Origin of the sequence: Streptomyces sp. NPDC021093, from assembly GCF_044333135.1 — a bacterium.
In the GTDB taxonomy this organism is placed as follows: Bacteria; Actinomycetota; Actinomycetes; order Streptomycetales; family Streptomycetaceae; genus Streptomyces.
The window spans coordinates 611557-628183 of the sequence record NZ_JBIRQJ010000004.1 but is presented as its reverse complement, the minus strand read 5'-3'; the positions used below and the strand labels follow the sequence as shown (position 1 = coordinate 628183).

At 70.8% G+C, this 16627-nt stretch carries 14 protein-coding genes; 8 read left to right on the top strand and 6 right to left on the bottom strand.

The window, feature by feature from the left end:
• The first annotated feature begins 133 nt into the window (after positions 1 to 133).
• The 6 genes from ACH4SP_RS15450 (at position 134) to ACH4SP_RS15425 (ending at position 8257) form a co-directional block, all read left to right on the top strand.
• Positions 134 to 2527 carry a bifunctional SulP family inorganic anion transporter/carbonic anhydrase gene (locus ACH4SP_RS15450; RefSeq protein ID WP_398414796.1) on the top strand — a complete coding sequence of 798 codons (2394 nt, stop codon included), beginning with the start codon at positions 134 to 136 and terminating at the stop codon, positions 2525 to 2527.
• A 247-nt stretch (positions 2528 to 2774) separates the two neighbouring features.
• Positions 2775 to 4745 carry an acetate--CoA ligase gene (gene acs, locus ACH4SP_RS15445; RefSeq protein ID WP_398414794.1) on the top strand — a complete coding sequence of 657 codons (1971 nt, stop codon included), beginning with the start codon at positions 2775 to 2777 and terminating at the stop codon, positions 4743 to 4745.
• Positions 4746 to 4935: 190 nt separating this feature from the next.
• Entirely contained in the window at positions 4936 to 6399 is a 1464-nt protein-coding gene (gene nhaA, locus ACH4SP_RS15440) for a Na+/H+ antiporter NhaA (RefSeq protein ID WP_398415098.1), read from the top strand.
• A gap of 69 nt (positions 6400 to 6468) precedes the next feature.
• On the top strand, positions 6469 to 6948 hold the full coding sequence (locus ACH4SP_RS15435; RefSeq protein WP_398414791.1) for a phage holin family protein: 480 nt from the start codon (positions 6469 to 6471) through the stop codon (positions 6946 to 6948).
• Positions 6945 to 7922, top strand: a complete 978-nt coding sequence (locus ACH4SP_RS15430) for an alpha/beta fold hydrolase (protein WP_398414789.1) — start codon at positions 6945 to 6947, stop codon at positions 7920 to 7922. The genes ACH4SP_RS15435 and ACH4SP_RS15430 overlap by 4 nt, the downstream gene beginning before the upstream one ends.
• Positions 7923 to 8068: 146 nt before the next feature.
• Positions 8069 to 8257, top strand: a complete 189-nt coding sequence (locus ACH4SP_RS15425; protein WP_398414786.1) for a hypothetical protein — start codon at positions 8069 to 8071, stop codon at positions 8255 to 8257.
• Positions 8258 to 8286: 29 nt separating this feature from the next.
• Here ACH4SP_RS15425 and ACH4SP_RS15420 read toward each other — a convergent pair whose 3' ends face one another.
• The 4 genes from ACH4SP_RS15420 to nth form a co-directional block, all read right to left on the bottom strand.
• The gene (locus ACH4SP_RS15420) at positions 8287 to 9696 is read right to left on the bottom strand and encodes a 6-phospho-beta-glucosidase (RefSeq protein ID WP_398414784.1); all 1410 of its coding nucleotides are present in this window, start codon (positions 9694 to 9696) and stop codon (positions 8287 to 8289) included.
• Between the two features lie 98 nt (positions 9697 to 9794).
• Positions 9795 to 11000 carry a MarP family serine protease gene (locus ACH4SP_RS15415; RefSeq protein ID WP_398414782.1) on the bottom strand — a complete coding sequence of 402 codons (1206 nt, stop codon included), beginning with the start codon at positions 10998 to 11000 and terminating at the stop codon, positions 9795 to 9797.
• Positions 11001 to 11022: 22 nt separating this feature from the next.
• Positions 11023 to 11706: an NUDIX hydrolase gene (locus ACH4SP_RS15410; RefSeq protein WP_398415096.1), complete on the bottom strand. Its 684-nt coding sequence runs from the start codon at positions 11704 to 11706 to the stop codon at positions 11023 to 11025.
• Positions 11707 to 11953: 247 nt separating this feature from the next.
• Entirely contained in the window at positions 11954 to 12907 is a 954-nt protein-coding gene (gene nth, locus ACH4SP_RS15405; RefSeq protein ID WP_398415094.1) for an endonuclease III, read from the bottom strand.
• Positions 12908 to 13158: 251 nt separating this feature from the next.
• Between nth and ACH4SP_RS15400 the strand changes: the two genes are divergently transcribed.
• A complete protein-coding gene (locus ACH4SP_RS15400; protein WP_185033934.1) occupies positions 13159 to 13833 on the top strand; it encodes a Crp/Fnr family transcriptional regulator in 675 nt (224 codons plus the stop codon).
• Positions 13834 to 13948: 115 nt separating this feature from the next.
• Complete coding sequence (locus ACH4SP_RS15395; protein WP_398414779.1) at positions 13949 to 14758, top strand: nucleotidyltransferase domain-containing protein; 810 nt, start codon at positions 13949 to 13951, stop codon at positions 14756 to 14758.
• A 110-nt stretch (positions 14759 to 14868) separates the two neighbouring features.
• On the opposite strand, the gene ACH4SP_RS15390 is transcribed toward ACH4SP_RS15395, so the two are convergent.
• Together ACH4SP_RS15390 and ACH4SP_RS15385 are read right to left on the bottom strand one after the other, a co-directional pair.
• Positions 14869 to 15699 (bottom strand): MBL fold metallo-hydrolase, encoded by an 831-nt coding sequence (locus ACH4SP_RS15390; RefSeq protein ID WP_398414776.1) that lies wholly within the window; start codon positions 15697 to 15699, stop codon positions 14869 to 14871.
• A complete protein-coding gene (locus tag ACH4SP_RS15385; protein WP_398414774.1) occupies positions 15696 to 16610 on the bottom strand; it encodes an NUDIX hydrolase in 915 nt (304 codons plus the stop codon). The genes ACH4SP_RS15390 and ACH4SP_RS15385 overlap by 4 nt, the downstream gene beginning before the upstream one ends.
• Positions 16611 to 16627 lie beyond the last annotated feature (17 nt).

Here is a 16627-nt window from a genome sequence, read left to right as displayed (position 1 = left end):
CAAAGAACCACCTAGATCTTTACTCTGCATTACGATTCGTTTACCGAGAGTTTTGAGTCCCCCGCTGCACGCCGTGATCCACGGCCGCGACCCCTTGTTCCGCGACCGCGCTGCCCCGGAGGAGACAAGAGCAATGTCTGCTTGCGTACCCACTCGTCCCGACCACACCTCTCGCACCACCCGAGCCTCACGCTTCCAACGGCCGCACAGCCCGCCGTCCGGCGAGGACGGAAAGCCCCACCGGGCCCGTTTCAAGATCGCGGGAGGCGACCTCGCCGCCTCGATCACTGTGTTCCTGATCGCCGTACCCATGTCGCTGGGACTGGCCGTCGCCATAGACGCGCCCCTGGCGGCAGGCCTGATCGGCGCCGCCGTCGGCGGCATCGTCGTCGGACTGCTCGGCGGCTCCCCCCTCCTGGTCAGCGGCCCCTCGGCCGGACTGACCGTCGTCACCGCAGAACTGATCCAGCGCTACGGCTGGCGCACCACCTGCGCCATCGTCATCTGCGCCGGCCTGGTGCAGATCCTGCTCGGCTCGCTCCGAGCCGCCCGCAACGCCCTGGCCGTCAGCCCCGCCATCGTGCACGGCACCCTCGCCGGCATCGGCGTCGCCATCGCGCTCGCCCAGCTGCACATCGTGCTCGGCGGCTCTCCACAGAGCTCCGCCACGGCCAACGCCCTCGCGCTACCCGCGCAGTTGGCCCACCTCGGCCCTGCCGCGCCCCTGATCGGCGCGCTCACCATCGCCGTGCTGATCCTGTGGCCGCGCCTCCCGGGGCGTACCGGAAGATTCCTCCGCAAGACCCCCGCCGCGCTCGCGTCCGTCGCGCTCGCCACCGCGGTCGCCGCCGTCGCGGCCCCCTCGATCGCCCGGGTCGACCTGCCGTCCTGGCGCAGTCACGCACTTCCCGAAATGCCGCAGGGCCCGGTGCTCGCGCTGGCCGCGGCGGTGCTGACCGTCACGCTGGTGGCGAGCCTGGAGTCGCTGCTGTCCGCGGTCGCCGTGGACAAGCTGGCCGCCGAGCGGCAGGGAGCGCCGGGCGCACCGCCCGCACCGCGCTCCGACCTGGACCGCGAGCTGCGCGGCCAGGGCATTTCCAACATGGTGTCGGGGCTGCTCGGCGGACTGCCGATCTCCGGCGGCGCCGTCCGCTCCACCGCCAACGTCCGTACGGGCGCGGTCAGCAGGGCCGCCACCGTGCTGCACGGCGTGTGGGTGCTGCTCGCCGCCGGGCTGCTCGTCGGCGTACTGGAGTGGATTCCGCTGGCGGCGCTGGCCGCCCTGGTGATGATGGTCGGCATCCAGATGGTGAGTTTCGCGCACATCCGCAATGTCCATAAGCACCGTGAATTCCTGGTGTACGTCACCACGGTCGCCGGTGTCGTACTGCTCGGTGTGCTGGAGGGCGTGGCCCTGGGGATCGCGGTCGCGGTCGCCGTCGCCCTGCACCGGCTGGCCAAGACCCGCATCGTCACCGAGACGACCGCCGACGGCGTCCATCACGTACGGGCGCGCGGGCAGTTGACCTTCCTGGCCGTTCCCCGGCTGACCCGGACGCTGAGTCAGGTGCCCCAAGGGGCGCATGCGGTCGTGGAGTTGGACGGCTCCTTCATGGACCACGCGGCGTACGAAGCGCTGCAGGGCTGGCAGGACGGCCATGTCACACAGGGCGGCAAGGTCGAGGTCACCGGCAGGTCCGGAATCCCGGTCGCCGGTCCCGTGACGAGTGCCGCGCACACCTGCTGCCGCCCCTGGACGCCCTGGCGCAACCACCACTGCGACGAGCACACCGCGCCCGTCGCGACCCCCGAGGCGCGCCCGGCCGGTACGCGTCAACTGGCCAGCGGGCTCAGCGCGTTCCAGCGCAACACCGCGCCGCTGGTGCGCGACGAACTGGCGCGCCTCGCCAGGGAGGGCCAGAGCCCCTCGCAGCTCTTCCTGACCTGCGCGGACTCCCGCCTGGTCACAAGCATGATCACGTCGAGCGGGCCGGGCGACCTCTTCACCGTACGAAATGTGGGGAACCTGGTTCCGCCGGCGGGTGCCGAGGCCGCTGACGATTCGGTCGCCGCGGCCATCGAGTACGCGGTGGACGTACTGAAGGTCGCGTCGATCACCATCTGCGGGCACTCCGGGTGCGGCGCGATGCAGGCCCTGCTCAGCGGGCCCGCGGAGGGCGGCGAGAACACCCCGCTGCGCCGCTGGCTGCGGCACGGAGCGCCGAGCCTGCGCCGGATGAAGAGCCGTCACCACTCGTGGGCGCGGATCTCCGGACGGCTGCCCACGGACGCCGTCGAGCAGCTGTGCCTGACCAATGTGGTCCAGCAGCTGGAGCACCTGCGGCAGCACGAATCAGTGAGGCGCCGCCTCGCCGAAGGGACGCTGGAACTGCACGGGATGTACTTCCACGTGGCCGAGGCGCAGGCATATCTGCTGGTCGACGGGGCACGGGTCGGGGAGACCAGCGAGGTCTTCGACCGGATCGCACCGTCGTCGCACACGGAGTTGGAGGGCCTGAGCGCCTGAACCTTTCCGGGTGTACGTCCGTGGACGGGGTGTACGTCCGTGAGAGGTACGGCCGTGGGGTGTACGTCCGTGAGTCCGTACGGCCCCCTTCGCGCACCGCCGCGGAGGGGGCCGTACGGGCGTCGCGGCAGCTCACGCCGTAGCAACTCGCGGACCCAATAGGTCTAAACCAATTTCCGGATGGCTCTTGTCACCAGGGCCCCGGACTGATGAGCTAGGTCCCGGGGACACATCGGACGCCCTGGGAATGGGAGATGTCGTGAGCAATGAAAGCCTGGCCAACCTTCTTAAGGAAGAGCGTCGATTCGCTCCTCCCGCCGAACTGGCCGCGAACGCCAACGTCACCGCGGAGGCGTACGAGCAGGCCAAGGCCGACCGTCTCGGCTTCTGGGCCGAGCAGGCACGTCGGCTCACCTGGGCCACCGAGCCCACCGAGACGCTCGACTGGTCGAACCCGCCCTTCGCGAAGTGGTTCGCGGACGGCGAGCTCAACGTCGCGTACAACTGCGTGGACCGCCACGTCGAGGCGGGCAACGGCGACCGCGTCGCCATCCACTTCGAGGGCGAGCCCGGCGACAGCCGCGCCATTACGTATGCGGAGCTCAAGGACGAGGTGTCGCGCGCCGCGAACGCCCTCACCGAGCTGGGCGTACGCAAGGGCGACCGCGTCGCCGTCTACCTCCCGATGATCCCCGAGGCCGCGATCGCGATGCTGGCCTGCGCCCGCGTCGGCGCCGCGCACTCGGTCGTCTTCGGCGGCTTCTCCGCCGACGCCGTCGCCTCGCGCATCCAGGACGCCGACGCCAAGCTCGTCATCACTTCCGACGGCGGCTACCGGCGCGGCAAGCCGTCCGCGCTGAAGCCCGCGATCGACGAGGCCGTCTCCAAGTGCCCGACGGTCGAGCACGTACTGGTCGTACAGCGCACCAAGCAGGAGACGGCGTGGAACGACTCCCGCGACGTGTGGTGGCACGACATCGTCGGCCGTCAGTCGGCCGAGCACACCCCCGAGGCCTTCGACGCCGAGCACCCGCTCTTCATCCTGTACACGTCGGGCACGACGGGTAAGCCGAAGGGCATCCTGCACACCTCCGGCGGCTACCTCACCCAGGCGGCGTACACCCACCACGCGGTCTTCGACCTCAAGCCCGAGACCGACGTCTACTGGTGCACCGCCGACATCGGCTGGGTGACCGGCCACTCGTACATCGTCTACGGGCCGCTCGCGAACGGCGCCACGCAGGTCATGTACGAGGGCACCCCCGACTCCCCCCACCAGGGGCGCTTCTGGGAGATCGTGCAGAAGTACGGCGTGACGATCCTCTACACCGCGCCGACCGCGATCCGTACGTTCATGAAGTGGGGCGACGACATCCCCGCGAAGTTCGACCTGTCGTCGCTGCGCGTCCTCGGATCGGTCGGCGAGCCGATCAACCCCGAGGCGTGGATGTGGTACCGGAAGCACATCGGCGCCGACAAGTGCCCGATCGTGGACACCTGGTGGCAGACCGAGACCGGCGCGATGATGATCTCGCCGCTGCCGGGCGTCACCGGGACCAAGCCGGGTTCGGCGCAGCGCGCACTCCCCGGTATCTCCGCGACGGTCGTGGACGACGAGGCGCGTGAGGTGCCGAACGGCGGTGGCGGCTACCTCGTCCTGACGGAGCCGTGGCCGTCCATGCTCCGTACGATCTGGGGCGACGACCAGCGCTTCATCGACACCTACTGGTCCCGCTTCGAAGGCAAGTACTTCGCCGGTGACGGCGCCAAGAAGGACGACGACGGCGACATCTGGCTGCTGGGCCGGGTCGACGACGTGATGCTGGTGTCCGGCCACAACATCTCCACCACCGAGGTCGAGTCCGCTCTCGTCTCGCACCCGTCGGTCGCCGAGGCGGCCGTGGTCGGCGCGGCGGACGAGACGACCGGTCAGTCGATCGTGGCGTTCGTGATCCTGCGCGGCACGGCCTCCGAGACCGATTCCCTGGTCGCCGACCTGCGCAATCACGTCGGTGCCACGCTCGGCCCGATCGCCAAGCCGAAGCGGATCCTGCCGGTGGCCGAGCTGCCGAAGACCCGCTCGGGCAAGATCATGCGCCGGCTGCTGCGCGACATCGCCGAGGACCGGGAGCTGGGCGACGTCTCGACGCTCACCGACGCGTCCGTGATGGGGCTGATCCAGGCGAAGCTGCCGAGCTCGGCCGGCGGCGACGACTAGTCCCGGTCGTCCCACCCGTCCCGCACCTCCCCTGAACAGCTCAAGGGCACCCCGCGCTCCCCGCGCCGGGTGCCCTTTTCGCTCGTAAAGTGAAGATCGCCGGATACGCCCTTGCGCACCACCGGTAGAGTTGCCCACGCGTCAGGAACGCGTCAAAACTCAACAGGTGCGCCGGGAAGTCTGGTCGGCAATGTGCTTCATGCTGCCCACCGACCGGAGGTATTCACCCGTGGCCGCGCCCACTCCCCCCACCAAGAGCAAGTTCCTCGGACGGCTCCCGCTCCCCGAGCGGACGTACGTCGCGGACGCCCTGCGCACCGAAACGGTCGGCGGTGTCCTGCTCCTCGTGGCCGCCATCGCGGCGCTGATCTGGGCGAACACCTTCGGAGCGAGTTACGAGTCGCTGCGCGGCCTGCACTTCGGGCCCGGCTTCCTCGGCCTCGACCTGTCCGTCCAGCACTGGGCGGCCGACGGCCTCCTCGCGATCTTCTTCTTCGTCGCCGGCATCGAGCTCAAGCGCGAACTCGTCGCGGGCGAACTGCGCGACCCGAAGGCCGCCGCCCTCCCCGTGATCGCCGCCCTCTGCGGCATGGCGGTCCCGGCCCTCGTCTACGTCGTCGTGAATGTCATGGGCGACGGGAGCACCGACGGCTGGGCGGTCCCGACCGCGACCGACATCGCCTTCGCACTCGCGGTCCTCGCCGTCATCGGCACCTCGCTGCCGTCGGCGCTGCGGGCCTTCCTGCTCACCCTCGCCGTCGTCGACGACCTCTTCGCGATCCTGATCATCGCGGTCTTCTTCACCAGCGACATCAACTTCGCGGCGCTCGGCGGAGCCGTCGTCGGCCTGGCCGTCTTCTGGCTGCTGCTGCGCGCGAACGTGCGCGGCTGGTACGTGTACGTACCGCTGGCCCTGGTGATCTGGGGCCTGATGTACAACAGCGGCGTGCACGCCACGATCGCCGGTGTCGCGATGGGCCTGATGCTGCGCTGCAGCCGACGCGAGGGCGAGGAGCACTCGCCGGGCGAGCACATCGAGCACCTGGTGCGGCCGTTGTCGGCGGGCCTCGCGGTGCCGTTGTTCGCCCTGTTCTCGGCCGGTGTCTCGGTGTCGGGCGGCGCGCTCGCCGATGTGTTCACCAAGCCGGAGACGCTGGGTGTGGTGCTGGGCCTGGTGGTCGGCAAGGCGCTCGGAATCTTCGGCGGTACGTGGCTGGCGGCCCGCTTCACCAAGGCGGAACTCAACGACGACCTGGTCTGGCCGGACGTCTTCGCGATCGCCTCGCTCGCCGGAATCGGCTTCACCGTTTCGCTGCTGATCGGCGAACTCGCCTTCACCGACGACCTGGAACTGGCCGACGAGGTCAAGGCGGCGGTCCTGATCGGCTCACTGATCGCCGCGATCCTGTCCGGCGTGCTGCTGAAACTGCGGGTCCGCAAGTACCGTGCGCTCTACGACGAGGAAGAGCGCGACGAAGACATGGACGGCATCCCGGACATCTACGAGGTGGGCAAGCCCGACTACCACCTGCGGATGGCCGAGATCTACGACACGAAGGCCGCGGAGCACCGACGGCTGGCCGAGCTGTACGCGGGTAGCGGGAACGACGATGTGCCGGGGGCGTCGCGCGACGACGGCGCCGGTCCGGCATGATCTGACTGCAGATCCGATGAGCTTGAGCAGAAGCTTGAACTGAAGCTCGAACAAAAGAGGGAGAGAGCGATGAGCGACCCCGCCCGCAACGCCCACGGCGTCGAGAGCGCCGAGCGCAGCCTCGGTCAGTTGGTCGCCACGGCGACCACCGAGATGTCCGCGCTCGTGCACGACGAGATCGCGCTGGCGAAGATCCAGCTTCGGCAGGACGTGAAGCGCGGTGCGGTCGGCGGCGGGGCGTTCGGCGCGGCGGGCGCCGTACTGATCTTCTCGCTGCCGATGTTGAGCTTCGCACTGGCGTACGGGATCCACGCGTGGAGCGACTGGCACCTCGCCTGGTGCTTCCTGCTCTCCTTCGCCGCGAACGTGCTGGTCGCAGGCTTGCTCGCACTGATCGGCGTCGCCTTCGCGAAGAAGGCCAAGAAGGGCCGGGGCCCGCAGAAGGCCGCCGCGGCGGCCAAGGAGACGGCCGCCGTACTCGGGAATGCGAAGCCGCACCCCCGCCAGGTGCAGGACAACACGGCCGTTGTGGCACGCTCATCGGTATGACCGCCCTTGATACCAACGGCTCCGGTACTTCCGCTTCGTCCGCCTCCTCCCCGGCCCCGACGTCCACCTCCTCCGTCGTACGCATCGACGGCCCGTGGACGCACCGGGACGTGGCGGCCAACGGCGCGCGCTTCCACATCGCGGAAATGGGAGACGGTCCGCTGGTGCTGCTGCTGCACGGGTTCCCGCAGTTCTGGTGGACCTGGCGGCATCAGCTGACGGCGCTCGCCGACGCCGGCTTCCGGGCGGTGGCGATGGATCTGCGCGGGGTGGGCGGCAGCGACCGCACGCCCCGCGGCTACGACCCGGCGAACCTCGCCCTGGACATCACGGGCGTCGTACGGTCCCTGGGCGAGCCGGACGCGGCGCTCGTCGGGCACGACCTGGGCGGGTACCTGGCGTGGACGGCGGCAGCGATGCGGCCCAAGCTGGTGCGCCGGCTGGTGGTCTCGTCGATGCCGCACCCGAGGCGCTGGCGCTCGGCGATGCTGTCGGACTTCTCGCAGTCGCGGGCCGGATCGTACATCTGGGGATTCCAGCGGCCGTGGGTGCCGGAGCGTCAGCTCGTCGCGGACGACGCCGCGCTGACCGGGCGGCTGATCCGGGACTGGTCGGGGCCGCGGCAGCCGGACGACGAGACGATCGACGCCTACCGGCGGGCGATGACGATCCCGTCGACGGCGCACTGCTCGATCGAGCCGTACCGGTGGATGGTGCGGTCGATGGCGCGTCCCGACGGGCTCCAGTTCAACCGGCGGATGAAGGCGCCGGTGCGGGTGCCGACGCTGCATCTGCACGGGTCGCTGGACCCGGTGCTGCGCACCCGCAGCGCGGCGGGCTCCGGCGAGTACGTCGAGGCGCCGTACCGGTGGCGGCTGCTCGACGGACTCGGGCACTTCCCGCACGAGGAGGACCCGGAGACCTTCTCCACCGAGCTGGTGAACTGGCTGAAGGACCCGAAGCCGGACCGGTAGTCGACCGGGAAGCGGTGCGACGGGCCCAGCCGGAGGCGCCCTCCAGCAGAACGCTTGTCGTACGAACAGCTAAATGCCTCCTGCATAGGCCAATTGGCGGTCCGTCAGGTGATTACCGACCTTGGACCCCGGGCACACGTCGGGGTATGGGCTGGACGCACGACTACGGTGACGCAGCACGCAACCGCCACTCGGCCGCAGCGCCGATCACCTACGAGAGGGGACGACCCTACGATGAGGGCCATCACCACTCCCATCAGGCGATTGGCATTCCACGCATCCTCCGGCGACGCGCCCGGTGGGTGTCGGCGCGGCTGAGGCATCAGCGGAGCTGACGCTCCTCTCCGGACGGGCCCGCTCCTGGTCAGTCCTTCCTGAGGTAGCCAAGTCCCGGGTGTGCGCCCCGGTAGCCCTCCAGCAGCCTGCGCGCCACCTGGACCGAGTCGACGAGCGGATGCAGGGCGAAGGCCTTGACCGCTTCCTGCGCCGACCCGCTCTCCCCCGCTGCCAGCACGCAGCGCTCCACGGCCTTCACGGCGGCCACCAGGCCCGCCTCGTGACCGCTGAGCTGCGACACCGCGACGGGGCGGGCGCCGGTCGCGTCGACCACGCACGGGACTTCGATGACGGCTGCCTCGTCGAGGATGCTCAGCACACCGCGGTTACGGACGTTGAGGATCAGCGTCGTACGTTCGTCGCGCGCGATGGCTCGCATCAGGGCCAGGGCCACGTACTCGTACCCGCCGGACTCCAGGTCGTCGGCGGTGCGCTCGCCCGCGCCCGCCGCCTCCCGGTTCTCCGCCATGTACGTCGCCTCGCGCTCGGCCCTCGTACGGTCCCAGGCGTCCCAGGCGGCGCCTTCCCGCACTGCTGGGGCAGCAGGGTCGGCGGGGTCCTGGCCGGCCGCCAACTCGTCGTAGAAGCGCGCCTGCTGGTCGTGGAGGAAGGCGCCGCGGGTCTGCTTCGCCTGCCGGTAGGCGGTCACGGCCTCGCGGTTGAAGTAGTAGTAGTGCAGGTACTCGTTGGGCACCGAGCCGAGCGAGCGCAGCCAGTCGGTGCCGAAGAGCCTGCCCTCCTCGAAGGAGGCCAGCCGGTCCGGGTCGGCGAACAGCTCCGGGAGCACGTCGCGGTCGTCGACGTACAGCCCGCGCAGCCAGCCCAGGTGGTTGAGGCCCACGTAGTCGGCGCGCGCGGCGGCGGGGTCCGCCACGCCCAGGGTGCGGGCGACCCGGCGGGCCAGGCCCACCGGGGAGTCGCAGATGCCGATGACGCGACTCCCGAGGTGGCGGGACATCGCCTCGGTGACCAGACCGGCCGGGTTGGTGAAGTTGATGACCCAGGCGTCGGGAGCCAGCCGGGCCACCCTGCGGGCGATGTCGACGGCGACCGGGACCGTACGCAGGCCGTAGGCGATGCCGCCCGCGCCGACGGTCTCCTGGCCGAGCACGCCCTCGTCCAGGGCGACCCGCTCGTCGGCCGCGCGGCCCGCCAGCCCGCCGACCCGGATCGCCGAGAAGACGAAGTCGGCGCCGCGCAGCGCCTCGTCCAGGTCGGTGGTGACCCTGACCTCGGGTGCCGGGGGCGCGTCGGGGACGCCCTCGGCCCTGGCACGGGCCGCCTGGTCGGTCAGGACCCGGGCGATGGCGGCCAGGCGGGCCGGGTCGAGGTCGTGCAGGGTGACATGGGTGACGCGGCCCTCGGCACGGTCGCTCAGCAGTGCTCCGTACACCAGAGGGACGCGGAATCCGCCGCCGCCCAGGATCGTCAGTCGCATGCTTCAGCCTCTCAGTTCGGGGTGCCGGTACGGATCAACCCGTGGGTTGGCTTTCGCCCTCCACCCACGGGTTGATCGGCAGTCTCCGGAAGAACGTCTCAGAGCGCGCAGCCCTGGCTGTCCACCTGCTGGTTGGCGGCGCGGCCCGCCTTGATGTCGTTGCGGATCTCGTCGACGGTCAGCGCGTACCCCGTCTGCGGGTCGTCCAGGGACTTGGCGAAGACGACGCCGTACACCTTGCCGTCGGGGGTCAGCAGCGGGCCGCCGGAGTTGCCCTGGCGGACCGTCGCGTACAGGGAGTACACATCGCGGCGGACCGTGTCCCGGTGGTAGATGTCGGGGCCCTTGGCGTTGATCCGGCCGCGGACGCGGGCGGACCTGACGTCGTACGAACCGTTCTCCGGGAAGCCGGCGACGATCGCGCCGTCGCCGCTGCGGGCGTCGCCCTCGGTGAACCGGAGCGGCTCGGCCCGCAGGTCCGGCACGTCCAGCACCGCGATGTCGCGCTTCCAGTCGTAGAGCACGACCTTCGCGTCGTACAGCTTGCCCTCGCCGCCGATCTGGACGGTCGGCTCGCTGACTCCACCGACGACGTGCGCATTGGTCATCACGCGGCGCTCGGAGAACACGAAGCCGGTGCCCTCCAGGACCTTGCCGCAGCCCGGCGCCGTACCGACGACCTTGACGATCGACTTCTTGGCGCGGGCCGCGACCGGGCTGCCCGCGAGCTTCGGGTCCGGGGGCTTGACCTCGGTGATCGGCTCGTTGGAGAACGGGCTGAAGACCTGCGGGAAGCCGTTCTGCGCGAGGACGGAGCTGAAGTCGGCGAACCAGGTGCTGGCCTCGCCCGGCACCACCCGGGACACCCCGAGCAGCACCTTGGAGCTGCGCACCTCCTTGCCGACGGTGGGCAGCGAGGTGCCCGCGAGGGCCGAGCCGATCAGCCAGGCCACCAGCAGCATCGCGACGACGTTGACCAGTGAGCCGCCGGTCGCGTCCAGGGCGCGCGCCGGGGACCAGGTGATGTGTCTGCGCAGCTTGTTGCCGAGGTGGGTGGTGAAGGCCTGGCCCACCGAGGCACAGACGATCACGATCACCACCGCCACCAGGATTCCGGTCGTGGAGTCGCCGAGGGACGAGCCGTCGGAGAACCACTCCCAGATCAGGGGCAGCAGATAGACCGCGACGAGTCCGCCGCCGAGGAATCCGATCACCGACAGCACGCCGACGACGAATCCCTGGCGGTACCCGATGATCGCGAACCACACCGCCGCGACCAGCAACACAATGTCCAGGACGTTCACGCCCGCCACCCTGTCATGTCCGTCATGCGTGCCAGTCGAGCGGGACCTCGCGGGAGCGGTCCCAGGGCCGCTCCCAGCCCGCGAAGTGCAGGACCTTGTCGACCACCCCTGCGGTGAATCCCCACAGCAGCCCGGTCTCCAGGAGGAAGGCGGGGCCGCGGTGGCCGCGCGGGTGCACGCTCGTCGCCCGGTGCGCCGGGTCCGTGAGGTGCGCCAGGGGGACCGTGAAGACGCTCGCGGTCTCGCCCTGGTCGACGGCTCCGACCGGGCTCGGCTCGCGCCACCAGCCCAGCACCGGCGTCACCACGAAGCTGCTGACGGGGATGTAGAGCCGGGGCAGCACACCGAAGACCTGCACACCGGAGGGATCCAGTCCGGTCTCCTCCTCGGCCTCCCGGAGCGCGGCCCGGAGCGGACCGGTGGTTTCCGGATCGCCGTCCTCGGGATCGAGGGCCCCGCCGGGGAAGGAAATCTGCCCCGCGTGCGAGCGGAGGCTGCTCGCCCGCTCCATCAGGAGCAGCTCGGGCCCCTCCGCCCCTTCGCCGAAGAGCACGAGGACGGCGGACTGCCGACCGGTCCCGCTCTCCGGCGGCAGGAAGCTGCTGAGCTGCTCGGGGCGGACGCTGCGGGCGACCGCCGCCACCGGGTCCAGCCAGGCGGGCAGGCCCCGGTCGCTGACGGTGTCCTGTGCTGCCTCTGCCGTCACTCCGGTCGCCGCCCTGCTCTCGTACGTCCCGCTGCTCTTGTGCGTCTCACTGTTCTCGTACGTCCCCCTGCGCTCGTACGTCCCGGTGCTCCTGTACGCCTCGCTCGCCGCGCTCACCGCGCTCACCGCCGCGGTACTTGCCGCGCCTGTACGTCTCATGGCCACCCCCGTACGTTCCCAACGTCCGCCCCCGCCACGATCGTTCCGGACTCCGCCGCCGTTCTCGGAATCCGGAACCCGGCCGAGGTCACTTTCCGGCCGGTCCCGCTCCCATCGGCTGCGCGGGCTTGCCGCCGGCGTCCAGGAAGGACTGCGGCGGGTTCAGCCGCTGCCCCGGGTAGCCGCCCTTCTCGTACTTGAGCAGCTTCTCGGCCTTCTCCGGGTCCGTCTCGCCCTCACCGTACGAAGGGCAGAGCGCGGCGATCGGGCAGGCGCCGCAGGCGGGCTTGCGGGAGTGGCAGATCCGGCGGCCGTGGAAGACGACGCGGTGCGAGAGCATCGTCCACTCGCTCTTCGGGAAGATCTCGGCGACCACCGCCTCGACCTTCACCGGGTCCTCCTCGTCGGTCCACTTCCAGCGGCGCACCAGGCGGCCGAAGTGCGTGTCGACAGTAATGCCGGGGACCCCGAAATAGTTCCCGAGGACGACGTTCGCCGTCTTGCGGCCCACTCCGGGCAGCGTCACCAGGTCCTCGATCCGGCCGGGCACCTCCCCGCCGAAGGTGTCCCGCAGCGCAGCGGACAGCCCGAGCAGGGACCTCGCCTTGGCGCGGAAGAAGCCCGTCGGCCGGATGATCTGCTCCAGCTCCTCCGGTACCGCCGCCGCCATGTCCTCGGGCGTCGGGTAGGCCTCAAAGAGGGCCGGGGTGGTCTGGTTGACCCGCAGGTCGGTGGTCTGGGCGGAGAGGACCGTGGCGACCAGCAGCTGGAAGGGGTTCTCGAAGTCCAGCTCGGGATGTGCGTACGGATAGACCTCGGCCAGCTCCCGATTGATCCTGCGGGCGCGCCGGACCATGGCGAGGTGCGACTCGGGCTTGGCCGACCTGGTCCTGGCCGGCTTGGTCGTGGACGGCTTGGTCGTGGCCGCCTCGGTCGTGGCCGGCGCCGCTCCGGCCGTTTTCACGGCTTTTTTCGGCGCCGCCGCAGATTTCTTGGGCTTCGCTGCAACTTTCTTGGGCTTCGCCGCAGCCTGTTCGCCCACGGCGGAATTACGGCCTGCTGTCACCTGTCCAGCCCCCTTGACCTGCGCTCTCACCGGCTTGTTGGACACCCGTCCAGCCTAGAGGCAGGCACCGACATCCGCCTTGGTCACGGCCTGATGCCTACCCAATCGGCCCCCTGAAGCACGACCAGGCCCTGCGGTAAGTCATCCTTAGTGATTGATCGCACTGTTTTACCGTCCGGCATCATGGGGACCACGGTCCCCTGAGCAGGTCGACAAGGAGAGAACACGTGGACGACGTTCTGCGGCGCGCCCCGCTCTTCGCGGCGCTCGATGACGAGCAGGCCGCGGAGCTGCGCGCCTCCATGAGCGAGGTGACCCTCGCACGCGGTGACGCCCTGTTCCACGAGGGCGACCCCGGTGACCGCCTCTATGTGGTGACCGAGGGCAAGGTGAAGCTTCACCGCACCTCCCCCGACGGCCGGGAGAACATGCTGGCCGTCCTCGGCCCCGGTGAGCTGATCGGCGAGCTTTCGCTGTTCGACCCGGGCCCGCGCACCGCCACCTCGACGGCCCTGACCGAGGTCAAGCTGCTGGGCCTCGGCCACGGCGACCTCCAGCCCTGGCTGAACGTACGCCCGGAGGTCGCGACCGCACTGCTGCGTGCGGTGGCCCGCCGGCTGCGCAAGACCAACGACCAGATGTCCGACCTGGTCTTCTCCGACGTGCCCGGCCGTGTGGCCCGTGCGCTCCTGGACCTGTCGCGCCGCTTCGGCGTGCAGTCCGAGGAGGGCATCCACGTCGTGCACGACCTCACGCAGGAAGAGCTGGCCCAGCTGGTCGGCGCGTCCCGCGAGACGGTCAACAAGGCCCTCGCGGACTTCGCGGGCCGCGGCTGGCTGCGCCTGGAGGCGCGGGCCGTGATCCTGCTGGACGTGGAGCGCCTCGCGAAGCGCTCGCGCTGACGCGGCTGCTTCTCGTACGTACGAGGACGGGGCGCCCCCTTTGCGGAGGGGGCGCCCCGTCCTCGTCACTGCGCTCCCACGGCCGCGCCGTGGGGCGGAACAGGGACGGTGGGCAATGACGAGTCACCCGGGCGCCGGTCACCCGTACATCGAGCGCGAGGGGTCCCTGGACCGGGTCCAGGAGGAGTTCCGGCCCGTCGTGGAGGCGCTGCACGCGCGCGTGGCGGCGGTCTTCGGCGAGGACCGGCTGCACAGCGCCTATCTGTACGGTTCGGTGCCGCGCGGCACCGCCCGGCCCGGCCGGTCCGACCTGGACGTGCTGCTCGCCCTGCGTGCGGAGCCGACCGAGGCCGACCGGACGGACGCGCGGCACATCGGCGACGCGCTCGACGCCGAGTTCGGGCAGATCGACGGTGTGGGCACGCTGATCTTCAGCGAGGCCGTGCTGCTGAGCGAGCTGGAGCGGTACGACATGGGCTGGTTCGTCGCCTGCCTCTGCACGCCCCTGCTCGGCCCCGACCTGGCGGAGCGACTGCCCCGCTACCGGCCGGACACGCTGCTGGCCCGCGAGACCAACGGGGACCTGATCGACGCGCTGCCGAGATGGCGGCGGCTGATCGCAGAAACGGACACGGACGACGAACGGCGGCGGCTCAGCCGCGTCTTCGCCCGCCGTCTCGTCCGTACCGGGCTGACCCTCGTCATGCCCCGGTGGGGCCGCTTCACCAGCGAACTCACCGAATCCGCCGAGGTGTTCGCCCGCTACTACCCGGACCGCGGCGAGGAGATGCGGAAAGTCGCGCACGTCGCCGGGAACCCCACGGCCGACCCGGCCGTTCTCCAGTCGTACGCCAATGATCTCGGCCCGTGGCTGGCGAGCGAATACGTCGCAGTCCACGGCCGCAAGAATCCCCGGCCGTACTGAAGTACCGCAGGACCCAGGGCCGTCGCGCCCCCGCAGCTTGTGAACTGCACAGGGAAGAAGCAGTGAAGGAAGATCCGGGCGCCTCGAACAGAGGCCGCCCGGACGGCGGTTCAGATCAAGCCGTGCTCGCGCAGATACACCAGCTGCGCCCGCACCGAGAGCTCGGCCGCCGGCCACAGGGACCGGTCCACGTCCGCATACACCCGCGCCACCACCTCGGACGCACTCACCTGCCCGCTCTCCACGGCCGTCTCCACCTGCGCCAGCCGGTGCGCCCGGTGCGCCAGGTAGAACTCGATCGCGCCCTGGGCGTCTTCGAGGACGGGGCCGTGCCCCGGCAGGACGAGGTGCACCCCGTCGTCGACCGTCAGCGACCGCAGCCGCCGCAGCGAGTCGAGATAGTCCCCGAGCCGCCCGTCCGGGTGCGCCACCACCGTCGTGCCGCGGCCCAGGACCGTGTCCCCCGTCAGCACGGCCCGGTCGGCCGGCAGATGGAAGCTCAGAGAGTCGGCGGTGTGCCCCGGCGTGGGCACCACCCGCATCTCGACTCCGCCGGTGGTGATGACATCACCGGCGCCCAGCCCCTCGTCCCCCAGCCGCAGCGCGGGATCCAGCGCCCGCACCGAGGTCCGGGTCAGCTCCGCGAACCGCGCGGCACCCTCCGCGTGGTCGGGGTGCCCGTGCGTCAGCAGGGTCAGCGCGACCCGCTTGCCCGCCTTCTCCGCCGTATCGATCACCGCCCGCAGGTGTACGTCGTCCAAGGGACCCGGGTCCACGACGACGGCCAGGTCGGAGTCCGGCTCGGAGACGATCCAGGTGTTGGTTCCGTCGAGCGTCATCGCCGACGGGTTGGGGGCGAGCACGTTGACCGCACGCGCGGTGGCCCGCCCCGACAGCACCCCGCCCCTCGGCTGGCCCGGCAGCGCGGCTGCGTCCGTCACTGGGCACCTCCTGCGGCCGGGGTCTCCCCCGCCGGAATGTGCTTGGTGAACTCGTCGTGGCCGGGCCAGCTCAGCACCAGCTCACCGCCCACGAGCCGTGCCTGGGCGAGCACGGGGGTCATGTCCTGACCGGCTGCGCCCGTCAGGACCTCTGCCACCGTCCCGTACGGCTGGAGCTGCCGCAGCGTGGAGACGGTGGGCGGCATCATCAGGAGCTCGCCCCTGTCGTATCCGGCGGCCGCCTCGGCGGGGGCGATCCACACCGTGCGGTCCGCCTCCGTGGAGGCGTTGCGGGTCCGCTGTCCGGCCGGCAGCGCGGCCACGAAGAACCAGGTGTCGTACCGCCTGGGCTCGAACTCCGGGGTGATCCAGCGCGCCCACGCACCCAGCAGGTCGGAGCGCAGCACCAGCTTCCGCCGGTCGAGGAACTCGGCGAAGGCCAGTTCACGGGCGACCAGGGCCTGCCGGTCCGCCTCCCAGTCCTCGCCCGTGGTGTCGTCGACCACGGTGTCCTCGGTGGGCCCTGCAAGGAGGACGCCCGCCTCCTCGAAGGTCTCGCGGACCGCCGCGCAGACCACCGCCTGGGCCGCGCCCAGGTCGTCGGGCAGGCCCAGCCGCTCGCCCCACTGCGCCAGGGAGGGCCCGGCCCAGCGCACCAGCGAGTCGTCGTCCCGGGGGTCGACGCCGCCGCCCGGATACGCGTACGCGCCTCCGGCGAAAGCCATGGAGGCGCGTCTGCGCAGCATGTGTACGGACAGTCCGGCGCCGACCGGGGCGGTGCCTTCGGCTGCACCGTCGCTCAGCAGCAGCACGGTCGCGGCCCGCTTCGGGGCCGCGGCGGTGAGCTCGCCGCTCGCCAGTGCGCGAATCCGGTCGGGCCATTCGGGCGGGTACCACTGACCATTGGACATGGCCGGATGCTACGGCC

Coding starts and splice junctions, on each gene's coding strand:
- ACH4SP_RS15395 (WP_398414779.1), top strand. CDS start 13,949: ATGACGAGTCACCCGGGCGCCGGTCACCCGTACATCGAGCGCGAGGGG.
- nhaA (WP_398415098.1), top strand. CDS start 4,936: ATGTGCTTCATGCTGCCCACCGACCGGAGGTATTCACCCGTGGCCGCG.
- ACH4SP_RS15425 (WP_398414786.1), top strand. CDS start 8,069: ATGGGCTGGACGCACGACTACGGTGACGCAGCACGCAACCGCCACTCG.
- ACH4SP_RS15430 (WP_398414789.1), top strand. CDS start 6,945: ATGACCGCCCTTGATACCAACGGCTCCGGTACTTCCGCTTCGTCCGCC.
- acs (WP_398414794.1), top strand. CDS start 2,775: ATGGGAGATGTCGTGAGCAATGAAAGCCTGGCCAACCTTCTTAAGGAA.
- ACH4SP_RS15435 (WP_398414791.1), top strand. CDS start 6,469: ATGAGCGACCCCGCCCGCAACGCCCACGGCGTCGAGAGCGCCGAGCGC.
- ACH4SP_RS15385 (WP_398414774.1), bottom strand. CDS start 16,610: ATGTCCAATGGTCAGTGGTACCCGCCCGAATGGCCCGACCGGATTCGC.
- ACH4SP_RS15420 (WP_398414784.1), bottom strand. CDS start 9,696: ATGCGACTGACGATCCTGGGCGGCGGCGGATTCCGCGTCCCTCTGGTG.
- ACH4SP_RS15450 (WP_398414796.1), top strand. CDS start 134: ATGTCTGCTTGCGTACCCACTCGTCCCGACCACACCTCTCGCACCACC.